Raw genomic sequence first — 25,246 nt, forward strand, 5'->3', positions numbered from 1 at the left:
CAGGCTGTAGCGCTTGTCCTTCAAGCGCAAACAGCTATAAATTAGGTAGCAAATGCCCCGTTTCCACTGCCCGGCCCTTCTGTCCACCGGCGCCGAGCTGGACCTGCCCCCGGGCGCCGCGCGCCATGTGCAGGTGCTGCGCCTGCAGCCGGGCGATGCCATCACGCTGTTCCACGGCGGCCAGGACGGGGGCGACCCGGGCGGCGAGTTCGACGCCACCGTGCTGCGCATGGGCCGCAGCGACGTGCGGGTGCTGGTGGGCGCGCACCATGCCACCGAACGCGAAGCCGCGCGCACGGTGCACCTGCTGGCGGGCATCACCGCCAACGAGCGCATGGACTGGCTCGTCGAGAAAGCCACCGAACTGGGCGTGGCCAGCATCACGCCCCTGGTGGCCGAGCGCAGCGTGCTCAAGCTCAAGGGCGAGCGGGCCGAGAAAAAAATCGCCCACTGGCAGGCCGTGGCCGTGGCCGCCTGCGAACAGTGCGGCCGCAACCGCGTGCCCGTGGTGCACGGCGCCGTGGACCTGGCCAGCTGGGTGCGTGCGCGGCAAGCGGGTGGCGCCGGGGCCGAAGCGGCGGCGCAGCGCCTGCTGCTGTCGCTGCGCGCGGGCACCGCGCCACTGCATGCGGCGGCGGCCCCCGCCGGGCCCGTGGTGTTTCTTTCCGGCCCGGAAGGCGGCCTCTCCGGCGCCGAGGAAGATCTGGCGCTGCTCCACGGCTTCGCCCCGGTCACGCTGGGGCCGCGCGTGCTGCGCGCCGAGACGGCGCCGCTCGCGGCCCTGGCGGCGCTCACGCTTCTCGCGGGCCCGTGAGGGGTTCACCCAGGCTGTACGCAGGGCGGCCCCCGCCCTAGAATGAACCGCAGAGCACCGGCAGCCGCCCACCCGCGCGCCGCTGGCCCCGCGTTCCGCGCGATCCCACCACACTGGCAGGAGTTTCCATCTTGCGCACATCTTCCCGCCGGCGCCGCCTCAGGGATGTGGTTCTGTCGACCGATCCCCGGCGGCGCACGCTGGTGAGCATGGCGCTGCTCGCGCTGGCGCTCATGTCCAGCAGCGCGGGCGTGATGCTGCTGGTGTCGATGGCGAGCAGCGCGGTGAACGCCGCCGCCGTGCAGTGGTGGGCCGCCATTTCAGTGGGCGGGCTCGTGGTGATGACGGCGTTCATCCGCTCGGGCGAGACCGCCCGGCTCAACGACCCCTCGCTCACCGTGCCCCAGATGGTCTGGACCATCACCAGCGGCGCCGTGGCCTACGTGCTGGCGGGCGATGCGCGCGGCGTGGTGCCCAGCGTGCTGGCCATGATCCTGTTCTTCGGCACCTTCGGGCTGACCGTGGCCGAGGTCATCGGCATCGGCGTATATGCGCTGCTGGCCTTTGCCTGCGCCGTGGCCGCCACCACCCGTTTCAGCGCCAGCCCATTCGGCTACCTGGACACCGCCTATGCGCTCATGGTGCTCATCGTGCTGGGCGGCAGCATCGCGCTGAACCTGCGCATCCAGCGCATCCGCGCGCGGCTGCGCGAGCAGCGCGAGGCCTTGGCCCACGCCCTCGCCGTCAACCGCGAGCTGGCCACGCGCGACGAGCTCACGGGCCTGCCCAACCGCCGCGCGATGCTCGACCTGATGGACCTGGAGCATCGGCGCAGCCTGCGCAGCGGCCGCCCCATGCTGCTGGCGGAACTTGACATCGATCACTTCAAGCGTGTCAACGACAGCCACGGCCATGCCACCGGCGACCGCGCGCTGCAGGCCTTTGCCGGCGTGGTGCGCGCGAGCGTGCGCGACACCGACGTGCTGGCCCGCTGGGGCGGCGAAGAGTTCGTGCTGATGCTGTCGGACACCCATCTGGACGATGCGCGCGACCTGCTCGAGCGCGTGCGCCTGGCCGTGGCCGCGATGGAGATCCCGCACTCCACCGGCGTGCTGCGCCTGTCCGTGTCGGCCGGCCTGGCGCTGCACCTGCCGGGCGACACGGTGGAGCTCACGCTGGAGCGCGCGGACCAGGCGCTCTACACCGCCAAGTCGCTGGGCCGCAACCGCGTCGTGGTGGCGCCGTCCGGCCCACGGGGCGCGGTCTCGCTCGGCGCCCGGGCTTGACATGGGGCGGCATGCCGCGCGTGCCCACGACCGCGACCTGCGCCGCGAAGGACGCGGGCAAAGCCGCCACCCGGCGGGCGCTTTCAGGCCCGCAGGCGGGGCGGGGCGCGCATCTGCTCCGGCGTGGTGAAGTAGGCGGTCGACGCGCCCAGCTGGCCGCGCACCTGGGCCAGCTCGTGGCGCGCCACGCTGCGCAGGTGCACCTCGTCGGGCCCGTCCATCAGGCGCAGCGCGCGGCCCCAGGTCCAGAACGCGGCCAGCGGCGTGTCGGGCGACAGGCCCATGGCGCCAAAGATCTGCATGGCGCGGTCCACCACGCGCTGCTGCAGGCGCGCGGCCACCACCTTGATGGCCGCGACCTGGGCACGCACCTGGCGGACATCGGCGGCATCGCCCTGGTCCAGCAACCAGGCCGCATGCAGCACCAGCAGCCGCGCCTGGTCGATCTCGATGCGCGACTCGGCAATCCACTCCTGCACGTTGGCCTGCTCGGCCAGCGCCTTGCCGAAGGCCGTGCGTTCGAGCGCGCGCTCGGTGGCCAGGCGCAGCGCCAGCTCGCACTGCCCGATGGTGCGCATGCAATGGTGCACACGCCCCGGCCCCAGGCGCGCCTGTGCCATCGCAAACCCCGCCCCCCAGTCGCCCAGGAGGTGGTCGGCCGGCACCCGGACATCCTGCAGCAGGACCTCGCAATGCCCCTCGGGGGCGTGGTGGTGCAGCACGCTGATGTTGCGCACCACCCGCAGGCCCGGCGTGGCGGCGGGCACCAGCACCATGCTGTGGCGCGCGTGGCTCGGGGCCTCGCCGCCGCCACCGTCTGCGCCGGCATTGCGGCACAGCACGATGAACAGCCGGCACCGAGGATGCGCCGCCCCCGTGATGAACCACTTGCGGCCGCTGAGCACCAGCACATCCCCTTCGCGCCGTACCGTGGTCTGCAGGTTGGTGGGGTCGGACGAGGCCACATCCGGCTCGCTCATGGCGAAGGCCGAGCGCATCTGGCCACGCAGCAGCGGCTGCAGCCAGCATGCACGCTGCGCGGGCGTGGCAAAGCGGTGCAGCAGCTCGATGTTGCCGGTGTCCGGCGCCTGGCAGTTGAACACCTCGGCGGCCCAGGGCAGGCGGCCCATCGCCTCGGCCAGCGGCGCGTAGTCGAGGTTGGACAGGCGGGTGCCGGGCTCGTCGGGCCCCAGCGTGGGCAGGAACAGGTTCCACAACCCCTCCTCGCGGGCCAGGGCCTTGAGGTCTTCCACGAAGGGCGGCGGGTAGTCGCCCGCCAGCGCGGCCGCATGCCAGGCGGCGTTGTAGGGCAGCAGATAGCGGTCCATGAACGCCACGAGGCGGTCATGCAGTTCACGGGCCAGGGGCGAAGGTGCGAAGTCCATGCGGCCATTGTGAAAACCGCACGGGCACGCGTCACAACGCAGGCGACACCGGGCTTGACGCAGGTCACGCACACCGCGGCCCCGGCCCGCTGCCTGCTCTGAAACGCTCCTCATTTCATAGCTGCCAGCGCTTGCCAATCCGGCGACAGCGGGCATTTTTTCCATGGGTCGCGCGGCAGGCCGGTACCATCGCACGATGAGCACGCACTACGAAACCCTGCACCCCGCCGACGTCTACCGCGAGGCATTCGCGGTGGAACCTCCGCCGGCACCCGACGAGCGCCACCTGTGGCCGCGCAAGCCGGGCGGCTTCATCGTGCATGCAGCCGCCGCGGCGGCCATGGCCACCCCGCGGGGCGAACAGGCCCCAGCACCGGCTGTGGACGACAAGGCAGCCGCCGCCCGCGTGCTGGTGCCCGCGCAGTGGGGGCTGGTGCCGCACTGGGTCAAGTCGGCGTCCGACGCGAAGCTGCGCGCCCCCAAGCTGGTCAACGCCAAGTCCGACCTGGCCTCCACCGGCACGGCATTCCGCGATGCCTGGCTGAACGGCCAGCGCTGCATCGTGCCGATGATGGCGTTCTATGAAGACGACTTCCGCTCCGGCAAGGCCGTGCCCACGCGCATCTCCCGCGTGGACGGCAAGCCCATGGGCGTGGCCGGGCTGTGGGCCCGCTGGCAGGGAGCCGGTGGGGAGGTGATCGTGAGCTACTGCCTGCTCACCGTGAACGCCAACAACCACGCGCTGCTGCACCGCTACCAGCAACCCGGCAGCGAAAAGAGCATGCCCGCCATCCTGAACGAAGGCGCCTACGACGCCTGGCTCACGGCCCGCCCCGACAAGGCCAAGGAGTTCATGCGCCAGTACGCGGCCACCGCGCTCACGGCCAACCCGGTGGAGAAGAAAGCCGACAAGGTGCCCAGGGGCTGGCTGGACTGACGGCCATCTTGCCCGCGGCCATTGCAAGGCCGCCGGCTCCGCTGACTCACTTACCTGTGAGCAAAGCTGCACAACGAAGGGCTGCTGACCTCGTTATGCACTTTCGTGCTGGCCGAATGGAACTCCATGGATCGGGACAAGAAAATTCAACCATCCGGGATGAAAATGAAAATTAATGTCTCTAATAATATTCGACCAATGCGCTCTTAAAAATGCGGAATGGTTCCCGAGGGCGCACCGTCAAATACATTACCATTTACCATATTGTCACCAAAAGACGAAAGGCTGCCACCCAAGTTGTTATAACCTGTGTCGTTGGCCACGATCGTGGATCCTCGAAGGTAAGTCATGCCGCCACGGGTGGTGATGCCGTATGTGTAACCTCGGACGGATACATTGCTGATGGTTGATATGGAATTGGCTGCACCAATGTGGATGCCGTAGGTGCTGGTAGCGGTCGTCGCATTCGTCATTTGGACGTTGCGAATATCCATGCGCCCATTGACAACGCTGACGGCCATATTGATGCCGTAGGCATAGCCTTCGATGGTACTGTCTTCCACGACAACATACCTGGCCGCAAGGTACCTTACAGCACTCGCCGCCCCAGACACGCCAGTAAATGTAAGCCCACGCAATACCACGACGTCGGTCGGCGCCGCATTAATCACAACACCATTCACCCCAGAACCCGCCGTCAAAATCCCTGCAATATGTCCCTTTCCATTAATGGTAATGGATTTTGTAATGGTGACGCCCCCGAAACCTCCATCATCCAATGCATTGATCTCGCCGCCAGCTGCCGTTTTGCTGATCGCCCCAGCAAATGTCTTGCAGGGGGCTGTCCGGCTGCAGGGGTTTACGTCATCTCCGACTCCTGATACCCAGGTTCGTGTTGCTTGCGCGTATACCGAGGAACTGAGTCCCAGCATGAGCGTGGCCCAGAACAATACGCCCCATTTTGAGAAAGACTTTTTCATGTTGATCTCTTTCGTTAGTCTGACCATGAGCCAACCGCTGGTAGATCGTGTTGACTACTGGCACCACGTTCCCGCGCGGGAGGTTGGCAAACCCGCACACAAACAAGTGTATTGATTTGTATCACTTCATACAACGAAATACCAACAGCCTCGCAGACGCATGCTGAGCATGCAATTCATGCAGCGTCGGTGCAGGAAAAGAGTCGACAAGATGGCCAAGTGCTTTCTGGAGCGAACCGGCACCTCAGCTGCCGGGCCCTCAACCGAGTCTCCCAGCACAAACGTTCGCGCGATGAATCCCTATCCGCCCAACGGAAGCTGAGGCTCCCCCAGCGACAGCATCAGCCGGTTCGCCCAGTTGAAGAACGCCGCGCCATGCAGCGCGTCGGAGATCGCGAAGTCGTCGAGCCCGGCAGCGCGCAGGCTTTCGATGTGGGTGCCGTCCAGCGCCGTCGGCGTGGCGGTGAGGGCCACCGAGGCCCCGACGATGGCGTTCCAGCGCGGGCCGAGATCGGCCCCGACACCCTTGTCCAGCAGGCGCTGCACATCGGCCACGCGGTGCGAGAAGTGCGCGGCGAAGCGCGCATGCACCGACGCGCAGTAGATGCAGCCGTTGGCGCGCGACGTGGCCGTGGCCGACAGCTCGCGCTCGGCCCGGGGCAGGCCGGCATCCGGGTTGTAGAAGATGTCCTTGTCGGTGCGGGTGCGCGCGCCCAGCGTGTCCGGGTCGCGCGCCAGCAGGCGAAAGTAGGGCGACTTGGCGCGTGCCGCGTCCACCAGGCCGGCGTAGTGGCGCTCGGTCAACTCGTCCTCGGGCAGCGGCGGCAGCCAGGGCAGCCATTCGAGCTGCGCCTGCGTGAAGGCCGTGGGCTCATGGTTGCCGGGGTGGGTGATGACGGCGGTATCGCTCACGGCTGGGCCTCTGCGGTGCGGGGGGTGGATGACGGCGTGGCAGGTGCCGGATGCGCTGCGAGCAGGCGCAGGCCCACGACCACGCGGATCTGGAACGACAGGAAAGCCACCAGCTGCGACAGGATCACGATGTCGGTGGCCGGCCAGCCTGCGTCCAGCAGTGCCTGCAAGGCCTCGGGGCTCGCGTCGCGCGGGTGCAAGGTCAGCAGGTGCGCATGCGCCAGGCCCGCCGACAGCCGCGCGCCCAGCACGGCGCGCTGCGCCTCGGACACGGCGTAGGCCGGGCCGGTGGTGTTTTCACGGCTCAGCGGGCCGGCGGGGTAGTGGCCGTACGGGCCCTGCGCCGCGCCCCGGCTGACCTCGGCTGCGATGGCGGAGGCCAGCCCCGCACCCGCGTCCTGCGCTACCAGCGCGGCGGCATAGAACGCCGCGGCGTCCGGCTGCTGGTGCAGGCCCGCGACAAAGGCCGCAACCGCCAGGCGCTCGGCCAGCGTGACGGTGCCCGGGGCCGGCGCGGTGGGTGCAAACAGCGCGCGGTAGCTCTCCTGCGCATGGGTGCGCGCCTCCAGGCGGTGGCGGCGGATGGTGTCCAGGTGGTCGCCGGGCTCGATGCCGGCGAGCAGGTCGATCACGTCGGGCAATGCCGCAGCGAGCGGCGTAGCGCCGGGGGAGGGAATGGGGGCAGGGGTGCTCATGCAATGGCCTCGGTGCGGGTGGAGGATGCTGTTGGTGTGGGTGCCGTGGTGGCTGCGGCTGCAGTGATGGGAGTGGTGGTGGCAGCGCCGGTGTGCTTGCGCACCCAGCCCAGCGCCGGCGCGACGCGCGTGGCCGTGAGTTCGATGGAGCGCAGGATGTGCGCATGCGGCGGGTCCACCGAATGCACCTGGAACACGATGTCGGTGGCGCGCGCCAGCGCCGTGTCGGCCTGCAGCGAGGCGATCACGTCGTCGGGCGTGCCCACATGCACGTCGTACGCGGCGATCAATGCCTCCAGGGACGCGTCGGGCCCGGGGCGCGGCGCCTGGCCGGGTTGCAGCGCGGCCGCGGCAAAACGCGCGGCGGCACGGCGCAGGCCGGTGTCGGCCAGGCGCAAAGCCTCCTTGCGGTCGTCGGCCACGAACAGGCTGCGCGAGCCGACGATGCGCGGCGTGGCGCCGCCGGGCAGTGCGGCAAGGTAGGCGTCGATGATGGGGTGCTGCAGGTCGTGCAGCGCGGCGCCTGGTGCCTCGGCCGTGCGCGGCTGGGTGCGCGACAGCATCAGCCCGTCGCCCGCCTGCCCCGCGCGTTCGCCGCCCGCCACCGAGAACGTGGCCTGCCAGATGCGACCCAGCAGCTGCTCGGCGGCCGGGTACAGCCGGTCGCCACCGGGCAGGGGCCTGCCAGCCCAGGCCTCGCGCACCAGGGCCAGGTGGCGTGCATAGACCGCGCTGCGGTCATCGCTGGTGATGCCGAAGGCCGCGAACGACTCGGGCGTGCCGCCCGTGCCCACGCCCAGCTCCAGCCGCCCGCCCGAGAGCAGGTCGAGCACGATGGCGTCCTCGGCCACGCGCACCGCGTTCTCCATGGGCAGGGTCACGATGCCGGTGCCCAAGCGGATGCGCCGCGTGCGCGCCGCCACATGGGCCAGAAAGACGAAGGGCGAGGGCAGGCCGCCTTCGTGCTCGTGGAAGTGGTGCTGCGCCACCCAGGCAGAGTCGAAGCCGAAGGCCTCGGCATGGGCGATCTGCTCGGTCACCAGCCGGTAGCGTTCGGCCGCAGGCGCGTCGTCAAGCAGCCTGCTGAAAAAGCCCAGGCGCTTGGGTGGTGTGGGTTGCGTAGGTGTCGAGAGGGTCATGGTGAAGATGGATGTTTTTCTTGCCGGGAATGGCTTCGATGAGTTCACGCGTGTAGTCGCTGCCGGGGCGCAGGAAAACGTCTTCCACGCGGCCCGCATCCACCTGCCGGCCGCCCTGCAGCACCGAGACGGTGTCCGCGATCTGGCGCACCACGGCCAGGTCGTGCGAGATGAAGAGGTAGGTCAGGCCCAGGTCGCGCTGCAGCGTCTCCAGCAGCGCCAGGATCTGCGCCTGCACCGTCACGTCCAGGGCCGACACCGCCTCATCGAGCACCATCACGCGGGGCTGCAGCACCAGGGCGCGCGCAATGGCCACGCGCTGGCGCTGGCCGCCCGACAGGGCGCGCGGGCGGCGCTCCAGCACGGCCGGCGGCAGGCCCACGCGCGCCAGGATGTCGTGCACGCGGCGCGCGCGCTCGGCGGCGGGCAGCGGCTCGAAGTTGAGTAGCGGCTCTTCGATGATCTGGAAGATGGTCTGGCGCGGGTCCAGCGAGCTGAACGGGTTCTGGTAGACCAGCTGTACCGTGCGGCGGAACTGGCGCAGCGCCTCGCCGCGCAGGGTGGTGAGGTCCGTGCCCTCGATGAAGATGCGACCCGCCGTGGGCTGGCGAAAGCCCACCACGTCGCGGATGGTGGTGGTCTTGCCCGAGCCCGACTCGCCCACGATGGCGTGTGTGGTGCCGCGCCGCACGCGGAACGACACGCCGTCCACCGCGCGGAAAGGCTGCTTGCGCCCGGCCACGTCGAAGTCGTGCACCAGGCCCTCCACCACGATGGCGAAGTCCTCGGGCCGCTCGGGCGTGTCGTTGGCGGCGGCGGCACGGGCCGGGCGAAACGCCCCCTGCGCAAGCGACGGCGCATCGGCCAGCAGCTTGCGCGTGTAGGCGCTGTGCGGGTTGCGCAGCACGCTGGCCGTGTCGCCCTGCTCCTGGATGCGCCCGCCCTGCAGTACCACCAGCCGGTTGGCCCGGTCGGCCGCCACGCCCAGGTCGTGCGTGACCAGCAGCACGGCGGTGCCGAACTCGCTGCGCAGCTCGTCGATGAGGTCGAGGATGCGCCGCTGCACCGTCACGTCGAGCGCGCTGGTCGGCTCGTCGGCAATGATGAGCGCGGGCTGCAGCGCAATCGCAATGGCGATCAGCACGCGCTGCTTCATGCCGCCCGACAGCTCGTGCGGGTACTGCCGCGCACGCAGCTCGGGCTGCGACAGGCCCACCTTGGTCAGCAGCTCGACCACGCGTTGCGCGATGGCCTGGCGGTCGCCAAAGCGGTGGATTTTCAGGATCTCGCCCACCTGCTCGCCCACCGTGCGCACGGGGTTGAGCGAGCTGGTCGGATCCTGCGGGATAAGGCTGACCACGCGGCCGCGCACGGTGTCGAAGCGGTCGGGCGACCAGTCGGCGATGTCCGTGCCGTTGAGCCGGATCGCGCCGTGCTCCACCCGGCCGTTGTCGGCGAGCAGTCCGATAAGCGCCTGCGCGGTGGTGGTCTTGCCCGAGCCGGACTCGCCCACTAGCGCCACGACCTCGCCGGGCGCGATGGCGAACGACACGCCGTGCACCACACGCTGTTCATGGTCCTTGTCGCGGTAGGCGATGGAGAGGTTCTCCACCTCCAGCACCAGCGGCAGCGCCACGGCCTGGTCGATGGTGGTCATGCGCGCCCCTTCGTCAGCGCCGCGCTGATGCGGTTGGCCGCCAGCACCACGGCCACCACCACCAGCCCCGGCACGGTGGTGAGCCACCACGCCGTGGAAATGTAGTTGCGCCCCTCGGCGATGAGCAGGCCCCATTCGGGGGTGGGCGGCGGCGCGCCGTAGCCCAGGAAGCCCAGCGTCGAGATCGACAGGATGGCCGAGCCGAACTGCAGCGCCGCCATGGCGATCACCGAGGTGAGCGAGTTGGGCAGCACATGGCGCCACAGCACGGCGCCAAAGCGCCCGCCGCTGCCAAAGGCCGCCTCCACGTAGTCGGAGCGGCGCACGCGCACCACCTCGGACCGGGTGAGCCGCGCGAAGCTGGCCACCGACGCCACGCCCACGGCCACCGCCGCATTCAGCGTGCCAAAGCCCAGGATGATGATGATGGACAGCGACAGCAGCAGCGAGGGCACCGACAGCAGTACGTCGACGGTGCGCATGATCACGTCCTCCACCCAGCCGCCGATGGAGCCGGCCAGCACGCCCAACAGCGTGCCCAGCACCAGCCCCACGGCCACCGCCAGGAACGCGCCCGACAGCGAATGCACCGCACCGAACACCAGCCGCGCATAGCCGTCGCGGCCCAGCGCATCGGTGCCCAGCCAGTGCGCGGCCGACGGCGCCTGCAGCTGCTGGCCCGCCACGCCCGCGGTGGCGCTGTAGCTGGTGAAGACACCGGGCGCGACGGCCCACAGCGCCACCAGCGCAAGAACGCCCCAGGCCAGCCACAGGCTGATGGGCGCGCTGCGCGCGCGCTGCAGCAAGCGGCGGCCCCACGTGCCGCCGTGAGCGCGCGGCGGCGGGGCGGCAGGGATGGGCGCCGTGGGCACCACGACAGCAGCAGGCGCCGCCACGGCACGCTCAAAGCGGTGTGGGGCCGGCTGTGCGGCACCCGTGAAAGCGCCCAGGTGGGCGGTCGAAGACGTGGTGGTCATGCGGGATCTCCTCAGGTGCCCAGGCGCGAACGCAGGCGGGGGTCGAACACGGGGTAGAGCAGGTCCACCACCAGGTTGATGAACACGAAGGCCGTGGCCGAGACCACCACCACCGCCTGCAGCACGGCGGTGTCCTGATTTCCCACCGCCTGCTGCGTGAGGCTGCCCAGACCGTTGAGGCCGAACACCGCCTCGGTCACCACGGCGCCCGCCAGCAGTTCGCCGAACAGCACGCCCGCGATGGTCAGCGTGGGCAGCACGGCGTTGCGCGCCACGTGCTTCCACAGCACCCACTGGCGCGTCGCGCCCTTGGCCCGCGCCACGGCCACGAAGGGCTGCGTGAGCACCTCGTCGATGTTGCGGATCAGGATCTGCGCCAGCGGCGCGGCAATGGGAATGGCGAGCGTGAGCGTGGGCAGCACCAGGCCCTGCCACTTGCCGGGGTTGATCACCGGAATCCACCCCAGGCGGAACGACACCACCTGGATCAGCATGATCCCCAGCCAGAACACCGGCACCGAGATGAACAGCGAGGGCAGCGACTGCAGCGCCGAACGCAGCCAGCCCCAGCGCGTGAGCTGCGAGGCAAAGGCCAGCACCACCGCCAGCAGCAGCGCGGCCGCAAAGCCCAGCCCCGCCAGGCGCAGCGTGGGCGGCAGGTTGGTCGCCAAGCCCTGGCTCACGGGCACGCCCGCCTGCACCGAATACCCGAAGTTGCCGCCGAGGAAGCCCAGCAGCGTGTGTTGGTACTGCTGCCACACCGACGTGTCCGCGCCGTAGGCCGCACGGATGTCCGCGATCTCCTGCGGGCCCAGGCCGAACTCGGGGTTCAGGAACTTGATCAGGATCGCATCGCCCGGCAACAGCTGCAGCAACACGAACGACGCGGTGAACGCCGCCCACAGCACCAACAGGGCCTGGCCCGTGCGATGGGCAAGGTACTTGAACATGGAATTCACTCCTTCAGCAGCAGCAACTGCAGCGGCACAACGTTTGAAACCGGCGCAACGCCCATGCGAGTGCCACCGTGGAACCGGCTCCGCCGGGCCACCGGTGGCGTCCCCCTCAGGGGGAAGGCGCGCAGCGACTCAGGGGGGTCAATGTTTTGCCGCGACCCAGGTGCCGTAGAAGCTGGGGCGGCCGACGGCCTCGAACTCCACGCCCTTGACCGAAGGTGCGCCTGCGAAGGCCTGCGGCTCCTCGAACACCGGGATCACATAGGCCTGGTCGATCAGGTAGTTCTGCACATCGGCCGTGAACGCCAGGCGCCTGGCCGGGTCGGTCTCGGCGGCGATGGCTTCGAGCAAACCGTTCAGCTTCGTGTCTTCGAACGACTTGACCTTGCTGCTCACGCCACCCTTTTGCAGCAGCACGTTGCGGTTGGTCGGGTAGTAGTTGCTCTTGATCACGTCGGGGTCGGCGCGGCCCACCATGCCGGGGGCCACGGGGGTCTTCTCGGGGTCGAGGCTGTCCACCACGCGGCTGCCGGCGTCGCCCGCCAGCACGTTGAGCTTGACGCCCACCTTGGCCCACTGCTGCGCCACGAGCTGCAGGGTTTCCTTGTTTTGCGGCTGCGGCAGCGACTCGTACGCGGCCAGCACCAGCTCCTTGCCGTCCTTCTCGCGCAGGCCGTTGGCATTGATCTTCCAGCCGGCGTCGTCGAGCAGCTGTTGGGCCTTGGCCTCGTCGTAGCCCAGCTTGGCCGACAGGTTCACGTAGCCCAAGGCCGTGGACGCGATGACCGAGGTGGCCTGCGGGTAGTTGGCCGAGAACAGGGTCTGCACGATCTCCTTGGTGTTGGTGGCGTGCAGCAGCGCCTGGCGCACCTTCACATCGGCCACCAGCGCGTTGTCGGGGCGAAAGACCACGCTGTTGTTCACGCCGCGCGTGGAGGGAGCGTAGATTTCGAACTTCTGGTCCAACACGCGCTTTTCGTCATAGGCCTGCACCTGGCGGATGAAGCCCGCCTGGCCCGACAGCAGCGCGCCGATGCGCACGCTGTCTTCGGGCGTGACGATGAGCTTGATCTCGTCGAGCCGCGCCCGGCCCTGGTGGGCGTGCTGGGCCGGGCCCCAGGCGTAGTCCTTGCGGGCGGTGAGCGTGAGCTCCTTGCCCAGCGTCTCGGCCGTCACCACGAAGGGGCCCGAGCCGATGATCTTGGTCGCGTCGCCCAGCTCTTCGAAAGGCCGCGCCAGCGTGGCCAGCGACACCAGGCCCGAGCCGATGACGGACGTGCCCTGCAGAAAGCCCGGCGAGGGCTTCTTGAAGTAGAACTTGACGGTGAGCGGGTCCACGACCTCGCTCTTGTCGTAGTTGTTGATGACCTCGGACACCGGCAGCTTGAGCTCTTTGTTACCCAGGCCGTAGGTGTCGTAGTTCCTGGCCACGGCGGCGGCATCGAGCGGTGTGCCGTCCGAGAAGGTCACGCCTTTTTTCAGCTTGAAGGTGTACTCGGTGGCCGTGTCGTTCACGGTCCAGGACTCGGCGATCCAGGGCTGGATCTGCAGCGTCTTCGGGTCCTGGTAGGTGAGCTTGTCGGTGATCTGGTTGAGGATGCCGCCGTTCGGGTAGAAGCCCCCCGCCGGCGGGTACAGGTTGGTGTGCGCCTGCTGCTCCAGGTACACCAGCGTGCCGCCCTGCACGGGCTGGTCTGCGGCTGCACTGGTGGAGGCGGCTGGCTCGCTGGCCTGCTTGGAGCAGCCCGCCACCAGCACGCCCAGGGCCACGGCCGATACGCCCACTGCCCACCATCCCGCTGATTTTTTCTTTGCAAGAAACACGTTTTGACCTCGTCGCCGCACAGGCATTGAAATGACACATCCGGCCCCCTTCGTCGCAGGCAGCGGCACGGTGTGCACACTGCGGCGGAGCCAGTTCATGTGTATTCATGCTATCGGTGCACAGGCCCGGGCATGCATGTATTAAGTAGCATCGATATGCGGAAAACGATGCAGCAAACCGCCCGCCGCGCTTATCTGGAACCTGCATATGCGAGCACGGTTTTCTTTGTTGGCTTCGCGGGTGCGGCTTCCAACAATCTCCCCACGACGCTGCTTGTTCCGTGCCCGATGTCCGAGGCCGCAAGCGGTTGGAAAGAACACCGCCACATGTCCCACTCCCCCGCCCCCCTCAACGACTACCTGGCCGAGAAGCGCGCCGCCGTGCTCGCGCGCGACGCGGCCATCGAGCGCGGCACGGCGCAGCCCGCGGCCCTGAAAGCCCGCGTGAGCGCCGAAGGCCGCAGCGGCGTGCGCCGCATCCGCATCCGCGACCACCAGGTGATCAGCGACAGCCCGCCCGATTTCGCGGGCTACAACCTGGGCCCCAGTTCGCCCGAGCTGCAGCTCGGTGTGCTGGGCAGCTGCGTGACGCACATCTTCCTGATCCAGGCCGCCTCGCGCCAGGTGCCGCTGACCAGCCTGGAGGTGGAAGTGAGCGGCGTGATCGACCCGCGCGGCGGCAAGCCCGGGCACGAACAGACGCCCATCTGGCCGCACGACATCGCCTACACGGTGCACATCGACTCGCCCGCGAGCCGGGCCGACATCGACGCACTGTTCGAGGCGGTGGAACGCACCTGCCCCATCCTGAACCTGCTGCGCAACCCGCAGCAGGTGCGCGCCAGCGTGGCGCTCACCAACTCCGGCGCCGCCGCACCGCTGCCTGCCGCACAGCCCTCCGCAGCCGCCGAAGCCGTGCCCGCCTGACCCGCCGATTGACCACGCAAGGAGCCCAGCCACCATGGCATTGACACTCGACCACATCGTGATCGCGGTGAAGGATCTGGACCAGACCATCGCCGACTACCGCGCCCTCGGATTCAACGTGCTGCAAGGCGGCGACCACCCCGGCCGGCCCACCTACAACGCACTGGTCGTCTTCGCGGACGGCGCTTACTTCGAGCTGATCGCCTGGCGCTCGCCATCGCCCGGCGAGCGCTGGTGGGAGCTCTTGAATGCGCACGGCGACGGCATCGTGGACTTCGCGCTGCTGCCACCCGACACCGCCGCCACGGTGGCCGGCGCCAAGGACCGGGGCCTGGCCTACAGCGGCCCGCACGACGGCGGCCGCGTGCGGCCCGATGGCGAGCGCCTGCGGTGGCAGACGGCGCGCCCCCCGTCGCACGACCTGCCCTTCTTGTGCGGCGACCAGACCCCGCGCGCGCTGCGCGTGCCCGAAGGCAACGCCCGCGTGCACCCCAACGGCGCCCGCGGCGTGGCCAGCCTGGCCCTGGCCGTGAAGGACCTGGATGCGAGCCTGGCCCACTACCGCGCCCTGCTGGGCGAGGCCCAGGCCGCCAACGTGAGCGCGCCCTTCCTGCAGCCCGGCACGGGCGCGCGGGTGGGCACGGTCACCCTCGGGCGCAGCACCCTGGTGCTGACGCAGGCAGGGCCGCTGCCGGGCACGGCAGGCCATGCAGCCAGCACACAACTGGGCACGCGGGGCGAGGGCCCATACGCACTGGTACTGGCCACCGACGGTGCCACGCCGGCGCCTCCCACGGCAGACCGCACCCATGGCGCGGCCATCGAATTCGCGGCGGCGTAAGAGTCCTCCCGAGTGGCTGCGCGGCTGACGGTCCTAGAGCCCCAGCGCCGCGAACAACTGCTCCGCACGGGCCGTGGCCGCGTCGGCCATGCGCATGGGCCGGCCCCACTCGCGTTGGGTTTCGCCGGGCCATTTGTTCGTGGCGTCCATCCCCATCTTGCTGCCCAGGCCGCTCACGGGCGAGGCGAAGTCCAGGTAGTCGATGGGCGTGTGTTCCACCAGCAGCGTGTCGCGCGCCGGGTCCATGCGGGTGGTGATGGCCCAGACGACATCCTTCCATTCGCGCACGTCCACATCGTCGTCCACCACCACGATGAACTTGGTGTACATGAACTGGCGCAGGTGGCTCCACACGCCCATCATCACGCGCCGCGCGTGGCCCGCGTAGGCCTTGCGGATGCTCACCACCGCCATGCGGTAGCTGCAGCCCTCGGGCGGCAGGTAGAAGTCCACGATCTCGGGGAACTGCTTTTGCAGGAGCGGGATGAACAGCTCGTTCATCGCCAGGCCCAGCACGGCGGGCTCGTCGGGCGGCTTGCCGGTGTAGGTGCTGTGGTAGATCGCGTCCTTGCGCATCGTGATGCGGTCCACGGTGAGCACGGGGAACTCGGCGCATTCGTTGTAGTAGCCGGTGTGGTCGCCGTAGGGCCCCTCCAGCGCATGCTGCCAGCCGCTCGCGTGGCTCGCGTCCGGCGCTATGTGGCCTTCGAGCACGATCTCGGCGGTGGCGGGCACCGAGAGCGGCACGCCCAGCGCGGGCGTGACCTCGGTGCGTGCGCCGCGCAGCAGGCCGGCGAACTGGTATTCGCTCAAGGAGTCGGGCACGGGCGTGACCGCGCCGAGCAGCGTGGCCGGGTCCGCGCCCAGCGCCACGGCCACGGGGTAGGGCTGGCCGGGGTACGCGGCGCAGTGGTCGGCGAAGTCGAGCGCGCCGCCCCGGTGGGCGAGCCAGCGCACGATGACCTGGTTGCGCGAGAGCACCTGCTGGCGGTAGATGCCCAGGTTCTGCCGCGCCTTGCGCGGCCCGCGCGTGATGGTCAGGCCCCAGGTGATGAGCGGGGCCACGTCGCCCGGCCAGCAGTGCTGCACGGGCAGGCGGGCCAGGTCCACGTCCGGCCCTTCCCACACCACCTGCTGGCAGGGCGCGCCCCGGGCCACGGTGTGCGGCGCCATGTGCCACAGCGTCTTGAGGAAGGGGCCCATGGCCAGCATGTCCTTGACGCTGCGGGGTGCCTCGGGCTCCTTGAGGGTGGCCAGCAGTTCGCCCAGGGCGCGCACGCCGTGCAGGTCGGCCACGCCCATGGCGCGGGCCACGCGGCCGGGCGTGCCGAACAGGTTGGTGAGCACGGGCAGCGCGTGGCCCGTGGGCTGCGTGAACAGCAGCGCGGGGCCGCCCGCGCGCAGCACGCGGTCGCTCAGCGCCGTCATCTCCAGGCGCGGCGACACGGGCTCGCGCACGCGGCGCAGGTCGCCCGTGGCTTCGAGCTGGGCCATGAAGTCGCGCAGGTCGCGGTAGGCCATATCAGTACCAGATTTTGATTTTGAATTTGAATGAGATCAGCCTGTAGCGCTTATAAATGGTGCGCCAGTAGCTATCAATTAATGAGCATCCAGTTCCAGCCCCGACCAGCGCGGCGCCAGGTCGTGGGGCACGTCGATGAGGTCGAGCACGCGCGCCACGCTGTAGTCCACCACCTCGCCCACGGTCTGCGGGCGCAGGTAGAAGGCCGGCAGCGGCGGGCAGACGATGCCGCCCATCTCGGTCACGGCGACCATGTTGCGCAGGTGCGTGAGGTGCAGCGGCGATTCGCGCACCATCAGCACCAGACGGCGGCGTTCCTTGAGCGCCACGTCGGCCGCGCGCGTGAGCAGGTTGTCGGCCAGCCCATGCGCGATGGCGGCCAGCGTGCGCATGGAGCAGGGTGCGACCACCATCGCATGGCACTGGAACGAGCCACTGGCAATGGCCGCGCCCACGTTGTGCACGTCGTGCACGCGGTGCGCCAGGGCCTCGACGGCGGGGCGGTCCAGGTCCAGCTCGTGCTGCAGGTTGCGCCAGCCCGCGTCGGAGACGACCAGGTGCGTCTCGATGCCGCCCTGGCCCTGCAGCACCTGCAGGAGGCGCGCGCCGTACACGGCGCCGCTGGCGCCCGAGATGGCGACGATGATGCGGCGGGTGGGCACGGGCTCAGCCATGGGGCGCGCCCTCGGCCGCCCGGGCGCGCAGGGGTTGCGCCTGCTGGTCGGCCTCGACCTGCTCCAGCACGAGCGCCGCCTGCACGGGGTCGAAGTCTTCGTGCGCGCGCTTCTTCACGCCGTAGTGCTGCAGCTGGTAGTGCCGGTCGGCGGTGATGCCGTGGCGCGCGAGCGTGCTTTTCACGCAGACCAGCGGGCAGCCGTCGAGCGCGATGATGGGCCGGCCCGAGCGCACGGTTTTCAGCAGGTGCGGCACATCGCCGCCCACGCCGGCGATGCACGACATCTCGGCGACGCCGTGCCGGTCCAGACGCAGCGCCACGTGGTTGGCCAGCTGCGCGGCGCTGGAGCAGCCCGAGCAGGAGTAGACGAGGGGGTGGTTCAGGGCCTGGTGGGGGGTCATCGCTCACCCTCCGTGGCGTGGCGCAGGGCCCCGGCGGCGCCGCAGGTGGTCCAGCACCTGGCGCGGTGCCAGCCTCTGCGCCCACTGGCGCGGGTCCAGCACCGGCAGCTCGATGGCGTCGAGCGCGTTCTTCACCACCAGGCCCAGTTCGGTGTCGCCCTCCATCGACAGGCGGCGGCTGAAGAACAGCGTGTCGGGGTCCTGCTGGCGCTGGGCGAGCAGCAGGAAGTCGTGGGCCGTGGCGCTGAGCGTCAGGTCCGCCACGGCGGGTGCCGCGAGCGGGGCATGGGGCGCGAAACGCTGGCCGGTCCAGGCAAAGTCGAACGCCAGGCGCGCATCGCGCACCTGCACTCGCATCTTCTTGTCGAACAGCAGGCGGCCCACGTCGGGGGGCAGGTGCCGGGCCAGCGCGAGGTTGAGCGCCGTCACCAGCAGCACCGAGCCCGGGTAGGCGGGCAGGCGCGACAGCACGGCCCCCACGGGAGGGGGAACCACCCGCGGGTTCGAAGGCGAAGAGGAGAAAGCAGCCATAGGGTAGGAATCGGGCGCTCAGGCCACGTAGAAGAACACGGTGAAGAAATGGCAGGCACTGCCGCCCAGCACGAACAGGTGCCACAGCCCGTGGCCATGGCGCACGCGGTGGTCCAGCGCGTAAAAGACGATGCCCAGCGTGTAGCAGGCCCCGCCCGCCAGCAGCCAGCCAAAGCCCCCGGGCGTGAGCGCCCGCCACAGCGGCACCACGGCCACCAGCGCCAGCCAGCCCATGAGCACGTAGATGACCAGCGACAGCGCCCGCGCGCCGCGCGCCCACCAGATCTCCTGCGCGATGCCCAGCAGCGCCAGGCCCCACACCACGCCCAGCAGCGACCAGCCCCAGGGGCCGCGCAGCGACACGAGCGCGAACGGGGTGTAGCTGCCGGCGATCAGCAGGTAGATGCTGCAGTGGTCGAGCTTTTGCAGCACGGCCTTGACGGCGCGCCGGCGCACGCTGTGGTACGCGGTGGACGCGGCGTACAGCGCCACCAGCATGGCGCCGTAGATGCTGAAGGCGACCACCTTCCACGGGTCGCCCAGGCGCGCCGCGAGCGTGATGAGCACGGCCGCGCCCGCCGTGGCGAGCACGGCCCCGGCCAGGTGGCTGATGCTGTTGAAGCGTTCTCCGGCGTACATGCGATGGGGGCCCGCGGGTCAGGACTGCGCCACGGCGCTCCGCACGCGCCCCTGCTCCAGGCCCGGGCGGCCGAACCAGTAGCCGTCGCAGGGGAGGTCGGGCATCAGCGGCTGCATGCGCTCCACCAGGTCGCAGGCCGCCTCGGGGGCGCGCGCGTGGCGGGCTTCGTCAAACGCGGCCACCACCTGCGGCATGTGCTGCGCCTGCGGGCTCAGGCGCAGCACGTCCACGCCGCAGGCGCGCAGGCCCGCCAGTTCGTTGGCCAGGTTGTAGACGCGGGCCGATTGCGTCTGCGTGCCATTGAGCACGAGAAAGCCCTCGTTCTCGCGCGTGCGCAGCGGCAGCCCGTCGGCATGCTGCAGGCAGCTGAACTGGCAGTCGTCCTTGGGCAGGTTGCGGTGGCGCGCGGTGAAGCAGCGCGCCGAGTACGCCAGCGGCATGCGCCCGTAGGCGAAGACCTCGGTCTCCAGGCCCTGCGGGCGCTGCGCCAGCACGGCCGACAGCGCGTCCCGCGACATCTCCACCGGCATCACCCAGCGGGTGGCGCCGAACTGCGCCATCCACTGCAGCGAGTGCGCGTTGTACAGGTTCAGGTGCGGCCCGGCCACGAAGGCCCGCGGCCCGGTGGGTGGCCGCGAGAGGCAGTGCACGGCGCCCATGTCGTTGGCCTCCACGGTGAATTCGCCGTTGGCCGTGATCTTGTGCAGCAGGCCCACGTCCGCACTGGATTCGATGAGCACCTGGGTGGACAGCACGGCCTCCTTGCCCGCGTCCCGCAGCATGCGCGCCAGCGCCAGCCAGTCGGCCAGGCGCAGCTCATGGCGGCGCGAGCACACTGTCTCGCCCAGGTACACCACGTCGACGGGCGTGGCGGCCATGGCTTCGTAAAACGCGAACACGGTGTCGCGCGGCCAGTAGTACAGCAGGGGGCCGAGAGAGAGTTTCATGGGGCGGGCTTCAGGGGTTTGATCGTGGGATCCAGATGCTGGGAGCGGCGCATGGAGTTCGAATCTGGCGCGGCCCAAGCCAGCGACCGCCGCGCAAGGGCCGCCTCGCCGCGCTGGCGGTGTCCCCCTTCCCGCATCGCGCAAGCGAGGCGAGAGAAGGGGGAAGGCGCGAAGCGCATCAGGGGGTTGTTCTTCATTTCCAGGGGCGGTGGTAGGCGCCCAGCGTGTGCTGCTGCCCTTCGGCCACCTGGTCCAGGCTGGCCATCCAGCGCGTCTTGGGCGCGTAGCGGTGGGGGTGGGCCAGGCACTGGTCGATGGCCTCGCGCCAGACCTGCGTGACCTGGGCCACGTAGGCCGGGCTGCGCTGGCGCCCTTCGATCTTGATGGCGCGCACGCCCATCTTCACGAGCTGGGGCAACAGCTCCAGGGTGTTGAGGCTGGTGGGCTCCTCGATGGCGTAGTAGTTCTCGTCGCCGCCCACGTCGAAGCGGCCCTTGCACAGCGTGGGGTAGCCGGCGCTCTCGCCGGGCGCATAGCGGTCGATCAGCACGCCGTTCAGGCGCGACTCGCGGCCCTGCGGCGTTTCCACCCAGCGCACGGCCTTCGGGGGCGAGCACACGCCGTGCGTGTTGGGCGATTCGCCCGTCGCATACGACGACAGCGCGCAGCGCCCCTCGACCATCACGCACAGGCTGCCAAAGCCGAACACCTCGATCTCCACGGGCGTGCGGTCGATGACCTGGCGCACCTGCTCCATCGACAGCACGCGCGGCAGCACGGCGCGCACGATGCCGAACTGCTCGCGGTAGAAGTTGATGGCCTCGTAGTTGGTGGCCGAGCCCTGCACCGACAGGTGCAGCCGCAGCCGGGGGTGGCGCTGCACCGCGTATTGCATGAGGCCCGGGTCGGCCAGGATGACCGCGTCCACGCCCAGGTCCACCGCCTTGTCCAGGGCGCTGCGCCACGGCCCCGGGTTGGCGGCCTGCGGGTAGGTGTTGAGCGCCATGAAGACCTTGCAGCCACGCGCATGCGCATGGGCGATGCCGCTGGCGATGGCCGCCTCGTCAAAGTTCAGGCCCGCGAAGTTGCGCGCGTTGGTCGCGTCGCGCAGGCCCAGGTAGACGCAGCTGGCACCATGGTCCACCGCCGCCTTGAGCGCGGGCAGGCTGCCGGCGGGGCAGACGAGTTCGAGGGCGGGCGCGGCCTCTGCAGGGTTGTGGGGTTCCATGGCTCTGGTTCAAACGCAGGCCCCCGGTGGGAGCCCAAGCACTGGGTGGCACCATACCGAGGCCGCTGCGCGCGCCGGCTGATCTTCATCAACCGGAGTGCACAATGCCAGAGCAATGCAGTCGGACTTTGACGCGGCCCGGCCGCCCATGCCCGCCTCGACCCTTTCCTTCCCCATTCCAACAACACCCTTCGCCGTGAACAAGAACCTGTGGCTGCTGGCCCTGTGCCAGGGCCTTTTCCTGACCAACAACGTGGTCTTCATCGCCATCAACGGCCTGGTGGGCCTGCAGCTCGCCCCCTTTGGCTGGATGGCCACGCTGCCCGTGATGGGCTATGTGGTGGGCGGGGCCCTGTCCACCGCGCTCGTGGCCCGCAGCCAGGCCCGGTGGGGCCGCAAGGTGTCGTTCCAGATCGGGCTGGCCGTGGCGGTCGCGTCGTGCGGCCTGTGCGCGTGGGCGGCCTTCAGCGCCAGTTTCTGGCTGCTGTGCGCCGCCACCGTGGTGGCGGGCTACTACAGCGCCAATGGCCAGCTCTACCGCTTTGCCGCCGCCGAGCTGGCCCCCGCGGCCTACCGCGAAAAGGCCGTGTCGCTGGTGCTGGCGGGCGGCCTGCTGGGCGCCGTGGCCGGGCCGAACCTGGCCAGCGCCACGCGCACGCTGTTTCCGGTGCCTTTCGCGGGCGCCTACGTGGTGCTCATGGGCGTGGCCCTGCTGTCCATGCTGTGCATGGCGGCGATCCGCTTCGAGGCGCAGCCCGCGCGGCGCGACGCCGCGGGGCAGCCCGTCGCGGGCCGCCCCCTGTCCGAGCTGATGCGCCAGCCCGCGTTCGTGGTGGCCATCCTGGGCGCCGCGCTGGGCTATGGCGTGATGAACCTGCTGATGGCCGCCACGCCGCTGGCGATGCAGGTGTGCGGCTTCAACTTCGATGCGGCCGCGCTGGTGCTGGAGTGGCACGTGATCGGCATGTTCGCGCCCGGCTTCGTCACCGGCCACCTCATCAAGCGCTTTGGCGTGCTGTCCATCATGGGCGCCGGCGTGCTGCTGAACCTGGCCTGCGTGGCCGTGGCGCTCATGGGCGTGGAGCTGCACCACTTCGGCATCGCGCTGTTCATGCTCGGCGTGGGCTGGAACTTCCTGTTCACGGGGGCCACCACGCTGTCCATGACCGCCTACCGCCCCGAGGAAAAGGACCGCGCCCAGGCCGCCATCAACTTCTGCGTGTTCGCCACGCTGGCGCTCAGCTCGTTCTCGTCCGGCGTGCTGGTCACCACGCAGGGCTGGACGCTGCTCAATGCCGGGTCCCTGGTGCCCATCGTGGTCACGGGCCTGGCGCTCGCCTGGCTCGCGGCCCGGCGGCGGCGCGCCGTCTAGGCCCGCGTGGCTCCGGTGCCGGCACCGCCCGGCACCGCGACCGCGTGGGCGAGCCACCGGGCAAACGCGGCCACGGCGGGGTCTTCCTGCCGCCCCTGCGCCACGAAGAGACTGTAGCCACGCAGGCCGCTGTCATGGTGGGGATGCGCCAGCGCCAGTTCGCCGGACAGCAGCTCGCGCTCCACGAAGTAGTGCGGCACCAGGCCGATGCCCAGGTCCGCGCGCACCGCCTCGACCAGCATGGAAAACAGGTCGAACCGGTGGCCGCCCAGGCTGTGCGCCGGCACGCGCGTGATGCCCGCGCGGGTGAACCACGCATCCCACGCGCCCAGCCGCGAGCTCAGCTGCAGCAGCGGCACCGCGCGGAAGTCGCCGCGCTCCATCGCACGCCGGTGGCGCGAGCCGGGAGCGCACACGGCCACGCACACCTCGCTCATCAGCGGCACGGGCTGCACCCCGGGCCAGGCGGCGTCGTTGTACTGCACGGCCACGTCGAAAGGGATCTCCTGCATGTAGGTGTGCGTGGGGTACACCTGCAGGTGCAGGCTGCAGCCCTTGTGCGTGGCCAGGAAGGCGGGCAGGCGCGGCAGCAGCCAGCGCTCGGCGAACACGGGCACGCAGCCCACCAGCAGCCGCGCGCCGTCGGGCCGCTGGGCCATGGCTTCGAGCGTGTGGTTCTGCAGGCGCAGCAGGTCGCCCACCACCTGCGCGTGGTAGCGGCGGCCCGCCTCGGTGAGCGTGGAGCCGCGCGCGCCGCGCTGCACGAGCTGCAGGCCCAGCTGGCCTTCGAGCAGGCGCAGCTGCTGGCTCACGGCGCTGTGCGTGAGGCACAGCTCTTCGGCGGCCTTGCTCACGCCGTGGTGGCGCGCCACGGCATCGAAAACGAGCAGGGCGCGGGTGCTGGGAATGTGCTGGCGCATGTAAGAAAAACTGTCGGCCCGGCAGATTAAAGCAGAACCGCGCCCCGCCAATCGGTCCAACAATTGCAGGGCGCTTGCGTGCCAGGCGCCGCGCGCACCGGATGCCGCGGCCCGCGTCTGGCCGGGCCCCCCTTCCTTCGCAACTCCGCACTCTCCATCATCCCGACCATGAAGAACCCTGCCTCCATCTTCCGCTTCACTCCCGGCGCCGTGGCGCTGGCCGCCGCGCTGCTGGGCCCTGCCGCCCACGCGCAAGGCGCCGTCGCCGCCACGCCCACCACGCTGCGCCCGGCCGTGGACCAGGCCTACACGCAGCTCATGGCGGCGCCCCAGATCCTGAAGCTGCTCGACGCGGTGAAGGCCGACCACGACCGCGCGGCGCAAGACCTCCGCATGCTCACCGAGATCGAGGCGCCACCGTTCAAGGAGCAAAGGCGCGCCGAGGCCTTCCTCGCACGCCTGAAGGCCCTGGGCCTGGCCAGCGCCGCCATCGACGCCGAAGGCAACGTGGTCGGCATCCGCAAGGGCACGGGCAGCGGGCCCAAGCTCGTGATCTCGGCCCACCTGGACACCGTCTTCCCCGCCGGCACCGACGTGAAGGTGAAGGAGCGCGACGGCAAGCTCTATGCGCCCGGCATCTCGGACAACACGCGCGGCCTGGCCGTGCTGCTGTCGTGGCTCAAGGTGCTCAACGACCAGAAGGTCGCCACGGTGGGCGACCTGGTGTTCGTGGGCAATGTGGGCGAGGAAGAGCTGGGCAACCTGCGCGGCATGAAGCATCTGTTCAAGGAGCACTTGGACATTGACGGCCTGGTGGCGCTGGAGCCCGCGCCCGACGGCACGGTGCTGGTGCTGGGCACGGGCAGCCACCGCCACGAGGTGACCTTCAAGGGCCCGGGCGGCCACAGCTACGCAGCGTTTGGCGAGGTGCCCAGCGCCATTCACGGCATGGGCCGCGCCATCGCCAGGATCGCCGAGATCCGCACCCCCAAGAGCCCCAAGACCACCTTCACCGTGGGCACGGTGGGCGGCGGCACCTCGGTGAACACCATCGCGCCCGATGCGCGCATGGCGGTGGACATCCGCTCCGACGAGATGGCCCCGCTGCTGGCCACCGAAAAGCAGGTGCTCTCGGCCATCGATACCGCCGTGGCCGAGGAGAACGCACGCTGGAATGTGAACACGCTCTCCGCCTCCACCAGGCTCATCGGCGACCGCCCCGGCGGCCGCACGGCGGCGGACTCGCTGATCGTGGAAGCCGCCGTGCGCGCCAACACCGCGTTCGGCCGCAAGACGGTGCTGGGTGGCGCGAGCACCGATGCCAACGTGCCCATGTCGCTGGGCATCCCGGCCATCGTGATCGGGGGCGGGGGCAAGACCGGTGGTTTCCATGCGCTGTCGGAGTGGATCGACCTGACCGATGCCTGGCAGGGCGCGCAGACCTCGCTGGTCACGGTGCTGGGCCTGGTGGGGGTGCAGGGCGTGAGCGAACCCCTGCTGGAGAAACGCCCGGCGCGCAGCCAGTGAACGGCGGGCGGCGGGCCCTCCCGCCACGCCCTGGCCGGCGGCCCGGCACCTGCCAGCCTTGCCGGCCCAGCCCGTCGCCCACGCACGGGCGGTAGGGGAATTCACGATTGTTGACACTGGGGCCAGGGCGCGGATGCGTACCATCGCTGGTA

General features: G+C 70.0%; 24 protein-coding genes. 7 read left to right on the top strand and 17 right to left on the bottom strand.

Annotation, left to right across the window (positions count from 1 at the left end):
- Nucleotides 1-52 precede the first annotated feature (52 nt).
- Both AC07OD_RS13090 and AC07OD_RS13095 read left to right on the top strand, forming a co-directional pair.
- Nucleotides 53-814 carry a 16S rRNA (uracil(1498)-N(3))-methyltransferase gene (locus tag AC07OD_RS13090; protein ID WP_492246425.1) on the top strand — a complete coding sequence of 254 codons (762 nt, stop codon included), beginning with the start codon at nt 53-55 and terminating at the stop codon, nt 812-814.
- A 131-nt stretch (nt 815-945) separates the two neighbouring features.
- On the top strand, nt 946-2,100 hold the full coding sequence (locus AC07OD_RS13095; RefSeq protein ID WP_255590965.1) for a diguanylate cyclase: 1,155 nt from the start codon (nt 946-948) through the stop codon (nt 2,098-2,100).
- A gap of 83 nt (nt 2,101-2,183) precedes the next feature.
- Here the strand turns inward: AC07OD_RS13095 and AC07OD_RS13100 are convergent, their stop codons facing one another.
- The gene (locus AC07OD_RS13100) at nt 2,184-3,485 is read right to left on the bottom strand and encodes an acyl-CoA dehydrogenase family protein (RefSeq protein ID WP_218339381.1); all 1,302 of its coding nucleotides are present in this window, start codon (nt 3,483-3,485) and stop codon (nt 2,184-2,186) included.
- A 196-nt stretch (nt 3,486-3,681) separates the two neighbouring features.
- Between AC07OD_RS13100 and AC07OD_RS13105 the strand changes: the two genes are divergently transcribed.
- The gene (locus tag AC07OD_RS13105) at nt 3,682-4,422 is read left to right on the top strand and encodes an SOS response-associated peptidase (protein WP_492254219.1); all 741 of its coding nucleotides are present in this window, start codon (nt 3,682-3,684) and stop codon (nt 4,420-4,422) included.
- Nucleotides 4,423-4,628: 206 nt separating this feature from the next.
- Here the strand turns inward: AC07OD_RS13105 and AC07OD_RS13110 are convergent, their stop codons facing one another.
- From AC07OD_RS13110 to AC07OD_RS13145, 8 genes are all read right to left on the bottom strand, one after another.
- On the bottom strand, nt 4,629-5,402 hold the full coding sequence (locus AC07OD_RS13110) for a right-handed parallel beta-helix repeat-containing protein (RefSeq protein ID WP_218297052.1): 774 nt from the start codon (nt 5,400-5,402) through the stop codon (nt 4,629-4,631).
- Between the two features lie 300 nt (nt 5,403-5,702).
- The gene (locus AC07OD_RS13115) at nt 5,703-6,314 is read right to left on the bottom strand and encodes an alkylhydroperoxidase domain protein (RefSeq protein WP_494596992.1); all 612 of its coding nucleotides are present in this window, start codon (nt 6,312-6,314) and stop codon (nt 5,703-5,705) included.
- Nucleotides 6,311-7,009: a CMD domain protein gene (locus tag AC07OD_RS13120; RefSeq protein ID WP_494596994.1), complete on the bottom strand. Its 699-nt coding sequence runs from the start codon at nt 7,007-7,009 to the stop codon at nt 6,311-6,313. Before AC07OD_RS13120 ends, AC07OD_RS13115 begins: the two co-directional genes overlap by 4 nt.
- Nucleotides 7,006-8,148, bottom strand: a complete 1,143-nt coding sequence (locus tag AC07OD_RS13125) for a putative FMN-dependent luciferase-like monooxygenase (RefSeq protein WP_494596996.1) — start codon at nt 8,146-8,148, stop codon at nt 7,006-7,008. Before AC07OD_RS13125 ends, AC07OD_RS13120 begins: the two co-directional genes overlap by 4 nt.
- Entirely contained in the window at nt 8,081-9,805 is a 1,725-nt protein-coding gene (locus AC07OD_RS13130) for a dipeptide ABC transporter ATP-binding protein (RefSeq protein WP_494596998.1), read from the bottom strand. Before AC07OD_RS13130 ends, AC07OD_RS13125 begins: the two co-directional genes overlap by 68 nt.
- Nucleotides 9,802-10,782 carry an ABC transporter permease gene (locus AC07OD_RS13135; RefSeq protein ID WP_494596999.1) on the bottom strand — a complete coding sequence of 327 codons (981 nt, stop codon included), beginning with the start codon at nt 10,780-10,782 and terminating at the stop codon, nt 9,802-9,804. The genes AC07OD_RS13130 and AC07OD_RS13135 overlap by 4 nt, the downstream gene beginning before the upstream one ends.
- Before the next feature lie 11 nt (nt 10,783-10,793).
- Nucleotides 10,794-11,732, bottom strand: coding sequence for an ABC transporter permease (locus tag AC07OD_RS13140; RefSeq protein ID WP_492246431.1), 939 nt, complete (start codon nt 11,730-11,732; stop codon nt 10,794-10,796).
- 147 nt (nt 11,733-11,879) lie between these two features.
- Nucleotides 11,880-13,589, bottom strand: coding sequence for a TIGR04028 family ABC transporter substrate-binding protein (locus tag AC07OD_RS13145; protein ID WP_494597000.1), 1,710 nt, complete (start codon nt 13,587-13,589; stop codon nt 11,880-11,882).
- 300 nt (nt 13,590-13,889) lie between these two features.
- Between AC07OD_RS13145 and AC07OD_RS13150 the strand changes: the two genes are divergently transcribed.
- Both AC07OD_RS13150 and AC07OD_RS13155 read left to right on the top strand, forming a co-directional pair.
- Entirely contained in the window at nt 13,890-14,489 is a 600-nt protein-coding gene (locus AC07OD_RS13150; RefSeq protein WP_218297045.1) for an OsmC family protein, read from the top strand.
- 34 nt (nt 14,490-14,523) lie between these two features.
- Nucleotides 14,524-15,330, top strand: a complete 807-nt coding sequence (locus tag AC07OD_RS13155; protein ID WP_494597002.1) for a VOC family protein — start codon at nt 14,524-14,526, stop codon at nt 15,328-15,330.
- 33 nt (nt 15,331-15,363) lie between these two features.
- Here the strand turns inward: AC07OD_RS13155 and ubiD are convergent, their stop codons facing one another.
- The 7 genes from ubiD to ubiU form a co-directional block, all read right to left on the bottom strand.
- Nucleotides 15,364-16,851, bottom strand: coding sequence for a 4-hydroxy-3-polyprenylbenzoate decarboxylase (ubiD, locus tag AC07OD_RS13160; RefSeq protein WP_218339370.1), 1,488 nt, complete (start codon nt 16,849-16,851; stop codon nt 15,364-15,366).
- A gap of 78 nt (nt 16,852-16,929) precedes the next feature.
- Nucleotides 16,930-17,526: a UbiX family flavin prenyltransferase gene (locus AC07OD_RS13165; protein WP_494597004.1), complete on the bottom strand. Its 597-nt coding sequence runs from the start codon at nt 17,524-17,526 to the stop codon at nt 16,930-16,932.
- Nucleotides 17,519-17,929: a putative zinc-binding protein gene (locus AC07OD_RS13170; protein WP_218339368.1), complete on the bottom strand. Its 411-nt coding sequence runs from the start codon at nt 17,927-17,929 to the stop codon at nt 17,519-17,521. Before AC07OD_RS13170 ends, AC07OD_RS13165 begins: the two co-directional genes overlap by 8 nt.
- A gap of 3 nt (nt 17,930-17,932) precedes the next feature.
- A complete protein-coding gene (gene ubiT, locus AC07OD_RS13175; protein ID WP_369640892.1) occupies nt 17,933-18,460 on the bottom strand; it encodes a ubiquinone anaerobic biosynthesis accessory factor UbiT in 528 nt (175 codons plus the stop codon).
- Between the two features lie 18 nt (nt 18,461-18,478).
- Complete coding sequence (gene trhA, locus AC07OD_RS13180) at nt 18,479-19,099, bottom strand: PAQR family membrane homeostasis protein TrhA (RefSeq protein WP_494597006.1); 621 nt, start codon at nt 19,097-19,099, stop codon at nt 18,479-18,481.
- A gap of 18 nt (nt 19,100-19,117) precedes the next feature.
- Nucleotides 19,118-20,047, bottom strand: a complete 930-nt coding sequence (locus AC07OD_RS13185; RefSeq protein WP_218339365.1) for a U32 family peptidase — start codon at nt 20,045-20,047, stop codon at nt 19,118-19,120.
- Nucleotides 20,048-20,240: 193 nt separating this feature from the next.
- On the bottom strand, nt 20,241-21,275 hold the full coding sequence (ubiU, locus tag AC07OD_RS13190; RefSeq protein ID WP_218339364.1) for a ubiquinone anaerobic biosynthesis protein UbiU: 1,035 nt from the start codon (nt 21,273-21,275) through the stop codon (nt 20,241-20,243).
- A gap of 196 nt (nt 21,276-21,471) precedes the next feature.
- Here ubiU and AC07OD_RS13195 point away from each other — a divergent pair, with 196 nt between their 5' ends.
- Nucleotides 21,472-22,647 (top strand): MFS transporter, encoded by a 1,176-nt coding sequence (locus AC07OD_RS13195; RefSeq protein WP_369640895.1) that lies wholly within the window; start codon nt 21,472-21,474, stop codon nt 22,645-22,647.
- Here AC07OD_RS13195 and AC07OD_RS13200 read toward each other — a convergent pair.
- Nucleotides 22,644-23,567 carry a LysR family transcriptional regulator gene (locus AC07OD_RS13200; protein WP_218297035.1) on the bottom strand — a complete coding sequence of 308 codons (924 nt, stop codon included), beginning with the start codon at nt 23,565-23,567 and terminating at the stop codon, nt 22,644-22,646. The genes AC07OD_RS13195 and AC07OD_RS13200 overlap by 4 nt on opposite strands.
- Before the next feature lie 168 nt (nt 23,568-23,735).
- Here AC07OD_RS13200 and AC07OD_RS13205 point away from each other — a divergent pair, with 168 nt between their 5' ends.
- Nucleotides 23,736-25,094, top strand: a complete 1,359-nt coding sequence (locus AC07OD_RS13205; protein WP_369640896.1) for a M20/M25/M40 family metallo-hydrolase — start codon at nt 23,736-23,738, stop codon at nt 25,092-25,094.
- Nucleotides 25,095-25,246 lie beyond the last annotated feature (152 nt).

This window comes from Acidovorax sp. GW821-FHT10E03, from assembly GCF_059415205.1.